Origin of the sequence: Methylobacterium sp. 092160098-2 (assembly GCF_028920805.1) — a bacterium.
Taxonomy (GTDB): Bacteria; Pseudomonadota; Alphaproteobacteria; order Rhizobiales; family Beijerinckiaceae; genus Methylobacterium; species Methylobacterium fujisawaense.
This window is the reverse complement of the sequence record NZ_JAQPZJ010000002.1, coordinates 923,410-937,840: the sequence shown is the minus strand read 5'-3', so window position 1 is coordinate 937,840 and position 14,431 is coordinate 923,410. Positions and strand designations below refer to the sequence as shown.

Here is a 14,431-nt window from a genome sequence, read left to right as displayed (position 1 = left end):
TCAGACCCATGACCCTACGCCAACCTCAGATGTCCCGCTGCGACGCGGAGGCGTCGTAGTGCTGTTCGACGACCTCCCAGTTCTTGAGGAACGCCTCGACTACGGCCTTGTCGAGGCGTCCGCCCGCATCGGCCATCAGCTGGTCGCGTGCGGCGCCGATCGTGATGGCCGGCCGGCCGGTGGTGCCGGTCACGAGCGCGTCGAAGGTCGAGGCGACCTGGAAGATGCGGCGCGCGAGGTCGGGGACGCCGAGATCGGCGAGCATGATGGCCGCGTAGGCCGCGACGCGACGGTCCGACGGGGTCCGCATCGACGGCTGGTTGCTGTGGCGCTCGTGCTGGGCGAACGTCTCGGCCAGCAGATCGGCCAGATCGCGCATGCCGCTGCGCGGATCGCTGGCGCGGCGCAGCGTCATGAGGTTGCGGACGCGGGCCGTGATCTCGCTGGTGTCGAACGGCTTGGCGATGAAGTCGGTCGCGCCCGCCTCCAGGGCCGCCTCCTTGATCTCCTTGCGCTCGTTGGACGTAACCATGACGATCGGGATCGCGTCGATCGAAGGCCGCGCGCGGGCCTCCCTGATGAAGTCGACGCCGCTCATCCGTTCCATCATCTGGTCGACGAGGACGATGTCCGGCGGATCCGAGAACAGCTTCTCCAGAGCATCGCGCGGATTCTCGAAGCCGATCACGGTTGCCCCTTCGATCTTCTCGATGAGGGACGAGAGCAGGATGCGGTTGACTCTCGAGTCGTCGATGACGAAGGCGCGCATTGAATTCCGCGGAAGTGTCTGCCGGTGGTGAAACCCACACGGCGGGATTCCCTTCCGGGCACTTATCCGAATGCACGACGACGTGGAACCCCGCGCGCGACACACCCGCAGGGAGTTCCGGACATGCTCTTAACGATTGCTTGCGGCGCGTGGTCGCCTTAGGACGACCGGAAGGATGGAGACCGCCGCGCGCGGATCAGTCGAAGGGATTGGCGACCGTGGGCTGAGCCTCGTCCCCGCCGACCGCATCCGGAAGGGCGCCTTCGTCCATGACGGCGCGAAGGCGGTCGAGGACCGCGAGCACTCTCGCAAGTCGGTTGCGCCCTACGGCATCGCGCGTGAAGGAGACGGAGCCGTATAGGGCCACGGCGTCCGTACCGTTCTCGAACTTCAGTCCATCGATCTCCAGCGCCGCGGCATCGTCGGCGAACGGGACGAATTCGGCATCGGTCACCATGCGCGCAGCACCTTCTTCGCGAGCCACAAAGCGTTCTTCTCGATATATCCGACCGTGCCGCCGGCGGGGCCTGCGGCGGAGGCTTCCGCGCCCCCGCGGTTGAAGCCGTGCGGCGTGGGCTCGGGCAGGGAGGGGACGACGGCCTTGACGGACGCGGGGAGGGCGGGGAACGGATCGACGCCGCTCAGCCCGGCGAGCTCGGCGATCGAGATCGCCTTCCAGCGCATGCCCGGAACGTTGCCGACCAGATAAGCGCCGGCCTGGCCCGAACGCGGATCGTAGATCGCCTTGAACAGATGGGTCGGCACCAGTACTCGACCCTTGAGCGCCTTGACGTCGGACCCGTGGAAGATCGGGCCCGTGACCACGAAAAGCTCTCCAGAGCGTGTCGCGAGGGTGCGGGTCGCCGACTCGATGCCTTCCCACAGCCCTCGGTTGTTGTCCCTGTCCTGCGGGACCATGTTCGAGAGACTGAAGCTTTCGCCCTGGGCGATCGGGTCCGGCATGTCTCCGCTCGGAGCCAAGTGGCCCCGATCGTAGCCGGACCGCTCGTAGTCCGACAGCTCCGACCGGTCGGCGGCGGGAAGCTGCGGCTCCGCGTGGAACTGGTTCACGCGGCTGGTCTCCTTCGCCCGCCGGAGGCCGTCCCGGGTCAGGTGCTCGGCCGACCAGAGCGCGCTTCTGACGAGACCGGAGTGCAGCACCGCGAAGGCGGAGAAGCAGAGCGGAGCCGTCCTGGGGGACAGCTTCGGATTCAGAAGGTCCGGCGCGAGGCCGCCCGCGAACTTGTCGGGACAGGACGTCTGCGAGGCGGCGGCGGGTATCGTGCAGGCCATGAACGCCGCGAGGGCGGCCTGCGGGAGGTGGAGGCGCTTCGTGAGCATGGGCGTTCCCTTCTGAAACCGAAGGTCGACGGCGCGCCCGAAAAGGTCAAACGAAGGCCGCGAAGGTGAAGGAACGCAACCCGGGGGCCGATTCCTTGCCACGGCAACTACCCCGATCTATCGTTGCCCATTCCTTCCGGAGCCCGAAATGCCGCGCAGACCGCTCCTCACGATCGCGTTCGCCCTCGTCCTCGGCGGCTCCGCCCCGGCCCTCGCGGACGGTGCCCTCTACTTCATGCGGGGCGTGCCCAGCTTCGGGTCCAATCTGCAGGTCGGCGGTCACGGCGAGACGGCCATCGACATCGGCGGCGGGGAGGGCGTCCAGATCGAGTTCCAGAACGCGCCGTCCTGGCTGACGGTCGCCGAGATCCAGGAGGTCGGTCCCGGGCGCGCCCGCGCGATCCTGCACGCCGATCCGACCGAGTTCGGTCAGTTCGACGGGATCGTCGTGAGGGTGACGGACGCCAGGGGGCGTTCCGCGAGCTCCATTCCCTTCAGGGTCCAGGTCCTTCCTCCGTCCCGAAGATAGTTCCTTCGAACGGACCTCGCCGAAGGAATGACGTTTGCGCGGTAGGCGTCGGTTTCCTAATGTGCCGTGCATGGCCGGGAATTCGATCATGCTACGTCGCGCGACCGCCTTCCTGCTCTGCGCCCTGACGGCGCTGCCGCCGCAGACCGCGCTCGCCGCGACGGCCGTCTTCCGGTCCCCGACGCCGGCGGCCCAGTCGACGACGCCGATGGTGATGTCGTCGAACGTCCCGCAGGGCAGGATCGACGACCCCTATCTCGCGCAGTTCCGCGCGACGGGCGGCGTGCCTCCCTACACCTACGAGCTCGTCGCGGGGTCGGTGCCGACAGGAACCGCATTCAATCCTTCGACCGGCGACATCTCGGGCACGCCGCCGGTCTCCGGGACGTATTCCGGGATCAGGATCCGGGCCTCGGACCAGAACGGTTCGACGGCGACGTCGCTCGCCTACACCATCGTCATCTCGGGGCGGCCGCTCTCGCTGACGGCCAACATTCCGCTCACGGGCGTCCTCGGGCAGCCATACTCCGGCTCCGTGACGGCCAAGGGCGGCACCAAACCGCTCGCCTACACGATCTACAGCGGCGCGCTTCCGGACGGATTGGACATCGACACCGGTACCGGTGCGATCGCGGGCGTACCGACCGCGCGCGGGACCAGGACCTTCTCCGTGCGGGTCCTCGACTCGTCGAAGCCGACGTCGAACGTGGCGACCACGGCGCAGCAGAGCATCAGCATCGACGGCGCGCCCCTCGCCGTGAACTGCCCTCCCTGTCAGGGCGTGCAGACCGCCGTCGGCAACGCCTACGACGCGACCTTCGTCGCCACCGGCGGGCAGGGGCCCTACAGCTACCACGTCCAGTCCGGTCGGCTGCCGCCCGGGATCTCGCTGGACACCGCTACGGGACGCCTGTCCGGAACGCCGACCGCGGCCGGCACCTATCCGGACATCGTCGTGCAGGTCTCCGACGCCGACTCGCGCTACGTCCTCACCTCGCCCTTCCGGTTCGCCGTCCAGGGCAACGTGACCGTCTCGGGCGTGCCGGCGGCGTATGCGACGCTCGGCGAGAACTACTCCGCCGCGTTCCAGGCGGCCGGCGGCCGGGAACCCTACGGCTGGACCATGGTCGGCGGGCTGCCGCCGGGGCTCGCCCTCGACCCGGCCTCCGGCTCGATCGGCGGTACGCCGACCGCGCTCGGATCGTACGGCGGGCTCCAGGCGGCCGCGGCGGATGCCGACGGCCGAACGGCCGCCTCGAAGCCTTTCGCGATCTCCGTCGCGACCCCGCTGACCCTATCGGGATCCGCACCCGACGCGACCGTCGGGACGGCCTATCGAACCGCCTTAGCCGCCGACGGCGGCAGGGCGCCGTACGTCTTCTCGCTCGTCTCGGGCCCCCTCCCGCCCGGCTTGGTCCTGGGAACGTCCGGCACCCTCGCGGGCACGCCTACGGCCGCAGGCAACTACGAGGGGATCGTCGTCCGGGCCGTCGACGCCGACGGTCGCAGCGCGGTCCGCGGTCCGCTCGCCATCGCGGTCGCGGCTCCTCTGCAGGTCTCCGCGAACCCGCCGGCCGCCGTGGTCGGCGACGCCGTCGACTACTCGGCAACGGCATCCGGCGGGACGGGACCCTACACCTGTTCGCTGGCCTCGGGCCCGCTGCCGCCCGGCATCCGCCAGGAGGGCGCGGGCTCCTGCCGCTTCCTGGGTACTGCGACCGTCGAGGGCACGTATCCCGTCGCCGTGGCCGCCGTCGACGCGCGGGGGCGCACGGCCGTTTCGGAGACCGTCGACTGGCGCATCCTGGGTGCGCTGGCGGTCCGTGGCGCGCCCGCGACCGTCGGTACGGTCGGCATGCCCTATTCCGCCCTCTTCGAAGGCGTCGGCGGGACTTCGCCCTACCGATGGTCCGTCGCAGCCGGCGTCCTGCCGTCCGGCCTGACCCTGACGGCCGCAGGGTCCATCGCCGGCACGCCGACGGCCGCCGGCGTCTCGTCGGGTCTCCGGATGCGTGTCACCGACGCCGCCGGCCGCACCGGGCTGTCGGCAATCTTCTCGATCGCGGTGGGGCAGCCTCTCGCGGTCGACGGGTCGCCGTCGCCGCGCGCCACGGTCGGAACGGCCTATTCGGCCACCTTCACCGCGTCGGGAGGTCGAGGTCCCTACGTTTTCGGACCTGGCGTCGGGACGCTCCCCGCAGGTCTCTCGATCGATCCGAGCGGCCTGCTGGCCGGCCTTCCAACGACGGCCGAGACCAGGACCGACATCCAGGTCCGCGCCATCGACGCGGACGGCCGGGTCGCGTACTCGCCGGCGTTCCGGATCGCGGTGTCCGACAGGCTGACCATCGCCGGCGTTCCGCCGTCCTCGTCGACGGCGGGCGAAGCCTACGCGTTCAGCTTCCAGGCCGGCGGCGGGGCGAAGCCCTACGTCTTCTCCGTGGCCTCCGGCTCGCTCCCGACGGGTCTGACCCTATCCCCGGCCGGCTCGATCTCGGGCGCGACGACCGCGGCCGGCACGTGGTCCGACATCCGGGTCTCCGTCTCGGATCCCGACGGCCGGACCGCCTTCGGCGAACCCTTCGCGATCTCGGTCCAGGCGCCTTTGGCGATCTCGGGCACGCCCTCGAGCGCCGGGACCATCGGTCGACCCTACTCCGCGCAGTTCGCCGCCTCGGGTGGGCGAGGTCCGTACGTCTTCTCGTCGGCGGGCACGCTGCCGGACGGGATCGTCCTCGACCCGGTCTCCGGCACGCTGGCCGGATCTCCCTCCGTCGGCGGAACGTATGCCGGGCTCGTCGTCACCGTCGCCGACTCCGACGGACGGACCGCGTCGACCTCGCCCTTCGCCATCTCCGTCACGGGCGGCCTGGCGGTTGACGGGACGCCTCCGACCTTTGTGGTCCGCGGCGAGCACTACCAGGGTACGCTGTCCGCGACGGGCGGGACCGCACCCTACGCCTTCTCCCTCGGCACCGGCACCCTACCGCCCGGCGTCGCCCTCGCATCCGACGGGACGCTGGACGGCTACCCGACCGAGGTGGGCACCTACTCCTTCCGCGCCCGGGCGACGGACGCCGCGGGCGTCTCGGCCATGTCCAGGCAGTTCGACGTGCAGGTCCTCGACGTGCTCCGTCTCGTCGGCGATCTGCCCGAGAACTGGGATCTCGGGGTCGCCGGCGAGTACCTGTTCCGGGCGACCGGGGGCCGAGGCCCCTACGTCTTCTCCGTCGATCCCGGAACGCCTCTGCCGCCGGGACTCGCCATCGATCCGGCGACCGGACGGATCTCCGGCACGCCGACGCAAACCGGCGAGTACTATTCGCGGCGCATCGCCGTGACGGACGCCGACGGACGCACCGCCGGCGGCCAATGGTACATGAGCGTCCAGGAGCCGATCAGTGCCTGGATCGACGCGATCCCGCCCGCGACCCTGGGACAGCCCTTCACGGTCGACCTGCACTGCAGCGGACCGCGCTTCGGCTGCGGCTTCTCCTCCCGGTACGTACCCAACCGGCTGCCCCCGGGCCTGTCGATCACGAGCGACGCCGCCGACCCCTTCCTGGGCCACATCTCCGGCACTCCGACCTCGGCCGGCCAGTATTCCGGAGCGGGCATCTGGGTGAGCGACTCCAACGGGCGCGCCGCCTACATCGACGGCATCGACATCCTCGTCCTGGCCCCGGTCTCCGTCACGGCGAACTGGACCAGCTACGGCGTCGTCGGCCAGTCCTACGCGTCGACATTCTCCGCCTCCGGCGGCCGCTCCCCGCTGACGTTCTCCCTGGCCACGGGGACGCTGCCCGACGGTCTCGTCCTCGACCCGGATTCCGGCAGGATCTCCGGCACCCCGACGCGGGAGGACACGCAGTCCGGGATCCGGGTGCGGGCGACCGATCCGGACGGGCGTTCGGGCACGAGCGCCGCCTTCGCCCTCACGATCGGCCTTCCGCTCACGATCTCGGGCAGCGCGCCGTCGACCGGCGCCGTCGGTACGCCGTTCTCCGGCCAGTTCACCGCGGCAGGCGGCCGGAAGCCGTATTCCTACGCCCTGGCCGGGAGCCTGCCGGACGGCCTCAAGCTCGCGCCCTCGAGCGGCCTGATCTCCGGGACGCCCACGACCGCGATCACCGTAACCAACATCTCCGTGTCGGCGACCGACTCCGACGGAAGAAAGGCCTCCACGCAGCCGTTCTCGATCGCGATCTCGGGCCCGCTCGCCGTGGCCGGCACGCCTTCGACCGTCGGACGGGTCGGCAGCGCCTACATCGCCGTGTTCGCCGCGTCGGGCGGCACCGGCCCCTACACGTTCGCCCTGGCCTCGGGTGCGCTGCCCTCCGGTCTCTCGCTCTCGTCGACCGGCCGGATCACCGGCGCGCCGACGGTCGGCGGGACGTTCTCCTACGCCGTCGCGGCGACCGATGCCGCCGGCGCCACCGCGTCGACCCCCACCTTCCAGCTGACTGTGAACGCGGGCACGGCGCCGCTGGCGATCGGATCCGTCCCCGAGCCGTACGGCACGGTCGGGCAGGCCTACGAGAGCCGCTACTTCGGCATCGAAGGCACGGCACCCTACGCCTACGCGATCGCGTCCGGCGCGCTCCCGGACGGACTGATCCTCGCCGACGACGGCCGGGTGATCGGCCTGCCCACGACGAAGGGCGTCTATACGTTCCAGGTCTCCGTGACCGACGCGGCCGGGCAGACCGCCCGCACCGCGGACCAGACCATCGACGTCGCCGATCCTCTCGTCCTGTCGGAGGAGTACCGGGACATCAGGGCCATGGTCGGCGACAGCGGCGACATGGACCTCGGCGCGACCGGCGGGACCGCCCCCTACACGGTCCAGGTCGCGCAGGACTACGCCGTCCTGCCTCCGGGGATCCGGTTGGATGCCGACCATCTCCGGCTCTACGGGACCTACGCGGTGGCCAGCCAGGGCTATGCGTCGACCACCTTCAAGTACACGGTCGTCGATGCGGTGGGTCGGACGACGACCGTAGGGACCATCTGGTTCTACATCGGACCGGCGATGATCGTGGATCCGCCGCTCGACCGTGTCTACGTCAAGGGTGTCCAAGTCCCCGTCTACTGGTTCAACTACAAGCCCTCCAGCCGGCCGGCGGGCGGTCAGTCGCCCTGGACTGTCGAATACTCAACCGTGGGCGAGGGCGCGCAATTTCCGACCGGGTTCATGGAGAATCTCCAGCCGGCGGGCGACTGCGGCTGGAACTGCGGTCTCGAACCCGGCACCTCGTACTTCGGCTGGCCCGGGCATGCGCCGAGCCCGGTCACGGACGGCTACAGCTCGTTCTACTGGACGCCTTCCGGGACCGGCGCCTTCGGACCCGTCCGGATCACGCTCCGCGACAGCCAGGGCCGCGTGGCGACGGCCGTGACGCCGACCGTCACCGTCGTCGATCCGTTCACCTTCGTCGAGGCGCTCCCCGACGCCTTCGTCGGCAAGGCATACTCGGTGGACCTGCGCACGCTCGGAGGCCTTGCTCCCTACGCCTACGCCAAGATCTCGGGCATCCTTCCCGAGGGTCTCGTGCTCGATGCCGCGACCGGCCTGATCTCCGGCATTCCGACGAGGGCTGCCGGATCCTACGAAAGACTGCAGTTCGCCGTCGACTGGGCCGACCACTGGTTCCGGGACGTCAGGAGCCCCGCCTACACCCTGAAGGTCGTGGACCCGGACGCGCGCCCCGCCGGTCCGCTCGCCGTGGCGGTCGTCGGCGGCAATCCGCCGGCCCGGGTGCTGAAGGGCAGGGACGACGGGGAGAGCAACGACGTCGACGAGACCGTGAACCGGACCTTCGTCGCGGCGGGAGGCGTGCCGCCCTACAGCTTCTCCCTCGCGCCGGGCAGCGCCGGCATGCCGCTCGTCTGCAGGCCCGAGGCGTGGTGGTGCTCCCCCGGCGACGCCGACGACACCTACAAGGTCCCGGCCCTTGCGGTCGACGCCACCGGCCTCTTCAGCCGGGTGAGGATCGGATACAATCCCGGCTACGGGACCGTCTACAAGGCGGTGCCCGCCGGCCGGATCTCGGACATCCGGATCCGGGTGACGGATTCCACCGGCGCGGCGGCAGACTCCGCCCCGTTCGCCATCGATTTCCGCAAGCCGGTCGGGCTCGGGGGAAGCTTCCCGGCCAATCTGGTGGTCGGCGACGTGGTCGACATGGTCGCCACGGCGGCGGACGGATGGGAGCCGATCGTCCTGACCGACGTCGCGTTGCCTCCGGGCCTCTCGGCCACGATCTCGGGCCGGGGCGTCGCCATCAAGGGCACGGTCACCACCCCGGGTACGTACGTCGGTTCGATTGCGATCCGCGACGACTTCCCCTCGAATGCGACCTGGAGCTTCTCGACAACGGTGAGGCGGAGCGTCGACCCCCTCGCGCTGCAGTCGCCCGGGGACGTCACGGTGACGGCCGGAGACTACTTCTCCGTGCGCTGGCAGCCTCAGGGCGGCGTCGCCCCGTACTGGGTGAAGCTGCTCTCGGGATCCCTGCCCGACGGCACCGCGCTTGATGCGGGCGGCTACCTCGAAGGCACCGCGCCGAGTCCGGGCACGTGGTCCGACATCGTTCTCCAGGTCGTGGATGCGGCGGGCAGGACGGCCGTGGCGGATCCGGTCACGATCACGGTGCAGAGCAGTGCGACCACGGCGCCGTCGACCGGCGAGTGCCAGGACGGCAGCTACTGCGGGATCCGGTTCACGGCCGGAATCCCGCTGTTCGAAGGACCGATCGCGCCGAACGTTCCGATCTCGACGATAGTCGAGGCGCACTCGCCCTACTACCGTGCGCCCGGGATGATCGGCGGCACGGGCGACGGCACCACGCCGGAGACGCGCTATGGTCCGGACGCCGGGGATCCCTCGATCCTGACGTTCCAGCTGGTCAACGCCCCTTCTTGGCTGACCTGGACCGGACCGGCCGTGGTCGGCTCGATAGACGACGGCAGCACGCCGTGGTGGGGGTACTTCGTCAACGGCTACTACAACCAGCGGACCGCCCAGGCCGTGCCGCCGGCGCCGGGATCGGCGAACGACCAGACCGGCTACACGCCAGGGCCCTACGAGGGGGGCGGCGGATCAGGGGGCGGATCCGGGGGAGGCCTGCCGGGCGGCCCGCCCGTCATCGGCCTCCAATGACGACCCGCCGCGCATCTCCGGACGCGGGCGCCGCCCATGGCGCTCCTTTCATCGGCCCTTCCCGAAAGCCTTCCCCATGAACCGTCCGCTTCCCTCCGCGATGCTGGTGGTCCTCGCGCTCTCCCAGCCCGCCCCCGCCCAGATCGCGACCACCTGCACGTCCCTACCGGAGACCGTATGCGGGGAGTTCGAGATCCCCACCGGGACGTGCTCGGGCTCGGCGTGCTTCGTGGAGAGGGCGGCGAAGGTCTGCCCGGGCACGACGCCGCCCGGGGGCGTCGCGAGCGCGACGATGAGGGTCCTGGCGGACCTCGACGACTACAACGCCGGACAGGCCATGCGGAAGATCGCGGCCGCCCGGGCCGCGCTGCAGCCGGGGCAGTCGATCGTCCGGGACATCCTCTTCACGTGCCGATCGACGACGGACCAGCCCAAGCCGGCCACGGATGCCCCGCCCGACAATCCGGTGAAGCTCCCCGAGCCGGTCGAGCAGGTCTACAGGGACGTCCAGATCCGGGCCTTCGATCCCTACGGGCTGTCGACGCTCTCGCGGAAGTTCGACATCGTCGTGCGGGACGCCTCCGTCCTCTCGTTCACCGCCGGCGTGCCCCCGTTCCAGACCCTGGCGGAGGGGGATGAGGCGTCCGGTACGATCGGCGTGTTCGGCGGCGAGGGACGGGTCGTCATCGGCATGACCGGCGCACCGCCGTGGATGGTGCTGGCGCCCGACAGCTTCGCCAATCCGTCCGGCCGCAACTTCTCCGAAGACGTGATCGCCACTCCGCCGATCGGATCGGCCGGCACGTACGGCGGGATCCGCATCGTCGCCCAGGACGCAACCGGCCGCCGGACCGAGAGCCCGCCCTTCTCCGTCCAGGTGGTTCCGCAGGACGGCCTGCGCATCCCGTGGCATCAGGGCGACGTCGTCGGGAAGGTCGGCGATGACGCCAACGGCTACGTCGAGGCCAGATCCGCGAAGAAGTGGATCTCCTTCGACATCCTCGGCGGTCCCCCCGACATCAGGCTCGGCGACGGCCCGCTCCCCGTCGCCGAAGACGGCGGGGTCTACGCGTATCCGACCTTGAAGTTGCGGACCGCCGGCACGTGGTCGAACGTGGTCTACCGGGCCGTGGACGAGCGGGGGCGCAAGGCCTATTCCGCCCCCTTCAGGATCGTCGTCGCGGGTGCCGCGTCGGGCCCCTCCGGCCTCCCGCCGACGGTCTCCGCGGATCCGCCGCCGCCCCTCGGCTTCCAGAGCACCTACAACTGGACGTGGACGGTCGACGGCCAAGCCGCCGTCACCGTGGACGGCGCGCTCCCTCCGGGGCTCGGACTGTGCACGAACGGAAGCTCCGGCATCTGCGGCACGCCGACCGAATTCGGCAAGTGGAGCGGGTCGATCACGTTCACGGGCGTCGGAGGCGGCACCAAGACCATCCCGTTCCACTTCGAGAACCAGCCCGAAGGCTGGCTTCAGCCCTGCCGCGGCCGGTTCAGCCCGATGAACGACGTCCAGATCGAGGAGGACGACGACTCCTTCACGATCTCGGGCGCCAAGGATCGTACGATCTACTTCTGCACGTCGCCCTACGATCAGATGGACGGGGGTACGTGGAGCGGGCCGAACAACACCAGCTACTCGACGTGGTACAAGTCGAGTTCGAGCTATGACTTCATCTACCCGCAATCCTCGCTGCCGCTCGGGTACAGCTTCTACGGCAACGCCCTAAGCATCCCGTTCGGCGACCCGCCCGCCGAAGTGCTGGCGTGCATCGGGAGAAATCCCTTCTGCACCGACAACGTGTCGTTCGAAGCCAACGCCGTCCTCGGGGCGACGGCACCCGGGTCCCGGTCGGGGCCGGTCTATCTGACCGGCAGGGACTGGCGCGGAAGGTTCTGGGGATCGAAGAAGATCTACCTCGTCCGATGAACGATCCGCGCCCTGACCGGGAGCTCGTCCGTGTTCCCGGCCAGGGCCGTGCGGAAGGGGGTCAGACGGCGGACCTCTCCCGAGCGTCCCGTAAGCCGCGAAAGACCTCCGCCTCCCGGTCGACCGCGCGCTCCGCGAGGTGCAGTCCAAGGAACGAAGAGGCGAGGCATGCCGCGAGGGCCGCGGCGGAGGTCCGTCCGCCGTCCACGCCCTGGAACGCGCCCGCGAGGTCGAACAGGAGTTGCGCCGTGGCGGCTCCGCCCATGGCGAACGACGCCTGAGAGCCTGCCAGATGCAGCGTCTTCGGCAGATCGTGCGGCTGGGACGGCCCGTCCGTCATCCAAGGTTCGGCTGCTCTGAGAAGCGTCGCCAGCGCGGAGACCAGGATCACGGCGCTGGCGACGATCAGCGGTCCCGTCGCCCGGCAGTGGGGTCCGGCCAGCAGACGGAACGTGGCATCGGCCGCGAGACCGAAGGCGGCTCCAGTCGTCGCCACCGCGCGGATCCGAGCGCGTCCGACCTGGCGGCAGTTCGCCACCAGAGCGGCTCGGTGCGGGCAACAGACGATCTTTGCCAATTCCGCCCGTTCCTTCTAATCTCGGTGTCAGGAAGAGTTCTGCAGCGGCCGGGGCATGTCAACGGAAGCAACCGAGGCCGAAGGCGGGATGCAGGCCGCCGCCTGTCCGAAAATCTGGACACGAGACGAAAGAGCAACGATCTCCGGGATCAAGGCCCGCGCGATCGAGCTCCTTTCGGAGGCCGGCGTGACGGCGCATCGGGTGAATTTCCCCTTCGCCATCCACCACAGGGTCGTCGTGCGCTCGATCCGGCGGGGATTCGAAGGACGGGCGCATCTTCGGGCCGGCGAAGTCTCCGACCTTCTCGAGGCGTGGTCGCGGGAGAACGGAGGAGCCGAGATCTACGCGTGGCAGGCCGTCGCCCTCTCGTCCGACGCCCTGGCCGCGAAGAGCCGGATAGCCCTGCCGGACGAGATCGACACGGCCATCGACGGACTGCTGGTGGACCGGGGGCTCGGGTTCGTCCGCCATGTACGCAGACTGCTCGCGGCGTAGAGGCTTCCTTCGTTCGCAGGACGCCGCTAGCCTCGTCCATTCCTTCGAAAAGGTCCCGGAGATGAGCGTCCGTCCATTCGCCGAGGCCTTCGAAGCCCGCTTCCGCCAGATCGAGGAGGTGCTCTCCGTCGATCCGCCGCCCCAGGGCGTACGCCGGATGATCTGGGACCGCACCTGGGGGCTTCGCCGCCGTTTTCCTGCACTGCAGGATGCGCTCGCATCGACGTCTCCGTTTCCGCAGCTCGCGCTCGGCAGATCCGACGTCGAGGCCATGCGCGGGAGCCGGATCGCGTTGCCGTCCGCCGATCCCGATCCACTGCCCGAAGGCCATGAGCCGCTCGGCGGCGCCCGCTTCGCCGGATACGTCGAGCAGTCGCTCGGAGGCTCGATGGACGTCCTGTTCCTACGCTGGTGTCTTGAGAATGAGAGGGATGCGAGGTCGGCAATCCCGCCTGCGCCCGGACATGTCTCGCCCGACATCGTCTGTGCCGCCGAAGTGCGCTTCGTCGACCCGGAAGAGCGGCGCAGGTTCTGCCGAGGTCTCGTGGACAAGGCGCTGGGCATCGGACCTGAGGACCATCGGGACGCGGTCCATGGCTTCGTCTGGCATCCCCCGACCGTCGTCTTCGGCCCCGAACATCTCGCCGCATTCGCCGATGGGGCTGCACGGGCGATGTCCGCCGCCGCATGGTCGTCCGAGGCCTGCTCCGCCTCGCCCGGCACGGACCCATCCGGGGGCGCGCCCGAAACGCCACCCGACGCGCTTCTGGAAGGCTACCGCCTAGCCGGCTGCTGCGAGGCCGCGAACCGGATGTCGATCGACGACATCGTCGAGACCGCCAGGATCGCCGACGGCGGGGAGGGCCAAGCGGAGCCCGAGGAGTTCGGCCGGTTCTACGCGCTCTCGGCCTGCGGCCACGGAAGCTCGTGGTTCGATCGGCACGCCGACTTCGATCTGAAGTCCGTCAGGTTCGAGTACGTCGGGCCGGAGGTCGGGCCCGGGACGTCCGTAGACCATACCTACGTCCCGCGGTTCTGAGGGCGCATTCCTTAGCCTTCCGACGTACGCATCCACAGGCTACCGCCAACGAAGCAGCGACGCGTCGGAACGGGCCGGCCCCGACCTCGGTTGAGGGGGCGGATGGTGAATATGCCGGAACGCATTCTTCCAGCGCGGGGAATGGGGCGTGACCTTCCGAGCTTCGGATCCCGCTCGGCATCGGTCATCTCCTTCGGGCCCGCCGATCGCATCGGACCGTTGCCTCGTGGCGGCCTCAGGAGTCCGCAGGAGCGGGCCGTGCTCCCGCTCGCCCTGCTCGCCTGCGCGATGCTGGCGGCAGGAGCGACGACCGTTCTCCTCCGCCCACGCCATGGTGCGCCGGCCATCCAGGAACTCGCCGTCCTGCCGCCGCCGCGTGCCATCGTTCCTTCGCTGCCTCCGCCTCCGGAATCGTCGGTCCTGGCGCCGCCGGCACCCGTCGTCGCCGTCACGCCTTCCGATCCTTCGGCCTCTGCCGTCAAATCGACCGACCGCGTGGCGCCTTCCCCGCCTTCGGATGTCAGGCCGCCGGCCGATGAGGAACAGCCGGCCGATAGGGCATCCGCGCAGGACGAGAAGCCGAAGAGG

Annotated in this window: 9 protein-coding genes; 5 read left to right on the top strand and 4 right to left on the bottom strand. The window is 70.0% G+C overall.

What is annotated here, in order from left to right:
* Window positions 1–25: 25 nt before the first annotated feature.
* From PQI07_RS30050 to PQI07_RS30040, 3 genes are all read right to left on the bottom strand, one after another.
* A complete protein-coding gene (locus PQI07_RS30050; RefSeq protein ID WP_274928561.1) occupies window positions 26–769 on the bottom strand; it encodes a response regulator in 744 nt (247 codons plus the stop codon).
* Between the two features lie 196 nt (window positions 770–965).
* Window positions 966–1,226 carry a hypothetical protein gene (locus tag PQI07_RS30045; RefSeq protein WP_274928560.1) on the bottom strand — a complete coding sequence of 87 codons (261 nt, stop codon included), beginning with the start codon at window positions 1,224–1,226 and terminating at the stop codon, window positions 966–968.
* A complete protein-coding gene (locus tag PQI07_RS30040) occupies window positions 1,220–2,110 on the bottom strand; it encodes a DNA/RNA non-specific endonuclease (RefSeq protein ID WP_274928559.1) in 891 nt (296 codons plus the stop codon). Before PQI07_RS30040 ends, PQI07_RS30045 begins: the two co-directional genes overlap by 7 nt.
* 148 nt (window positions 2,111–2,258) lie before the next feature.
* Between PQI07_RS30040 and PQI07_RS30035 the strand changes: the two genes are divergently transcribed.
* The 3 genes from PQI07_RS30035 (at window position 2,259) to PQI07_RS30025 (ending at window position 11,731) form a co-directional block, all read left to right on the top strand.
* A complete protein-coding gene (locus tag PQI07_RS30035; RefSeq protein ID WP_274928558.1) occupies window positions 2,259–2,639 on the top strand; it encodes a hypothetical protein in 381 nt (126 codons plus the stop codon).
* An 88-nt stretch (window positions 2,640–2,727) separates the two neighbouring features.
* Window positions 2,728–9,801: a putative Ig domain-containing protein gene (locus tag PQI07_RS30030; RefSeq protein WP_274928557.1), complete on the top strand. Its 7,074-nt coding sequence runs from the start codon at window positions 2,728–2,730 to the stop codon at window positions 9,799–9,801.
* A 76-nt stretch (window positions 9,802–9,877) separates the two neighbouring features.
* Entirely contained in the window at window positions 9,878–11,731 is a 1,854-nt protein-coding gene (locus PQI07_RS30025) for a hypothetical protein (RefSeq protein ID WP_274928556.1), read from the top strand.
* Between the two features lie 61 nt (window positions 11,732–11,792).
* Here the strand turns inward: PQI07_RS30025 and PQI07_RS30020 are convergent, their stop codons facing one another.
* Window positions 11,793–12,227: a hypothetical protein gene (locus tag PQI07_RS30020; RefSeq protein WP_274928555.1), complete on the bottom strand. Its 435-nt coding sequence runs from the start codon at window positions 12,225–12,227 to the stop codon at window positions 11,793–11,795.
* Window positions 12,228–12,495: 268 nt separating this feature from the next.
* On the opposite strand from PQI07_RS30020, the gene PQI07_RS30015 reads away from it, so the two are divergent.
* Window positions 12,496–12,804, top strand: a complete 309-nt coding sequence (locus tag PQI07_RS30015; protein ID WP_274928554.1) for a hypothetical protein — start codon at window positions 12,496–12,498, stop codon at window positions 12,802–12,804.
* A 61-nt stretch (window positions 12,805–12,865) separates the two neighbouring features.
* Complete coding sequence (locus PQI07_RS30010; RefSeq protein ID WP_274928553.1) at window positions 12,866–13,843, top strand: hypothetical protein; 978 nt, start codon at window positions 12,866–12,868, stop codon at window positions 13,841–13,843.
* Window positions 13,844–14,431: the final 588 nt, after the last annotated feature.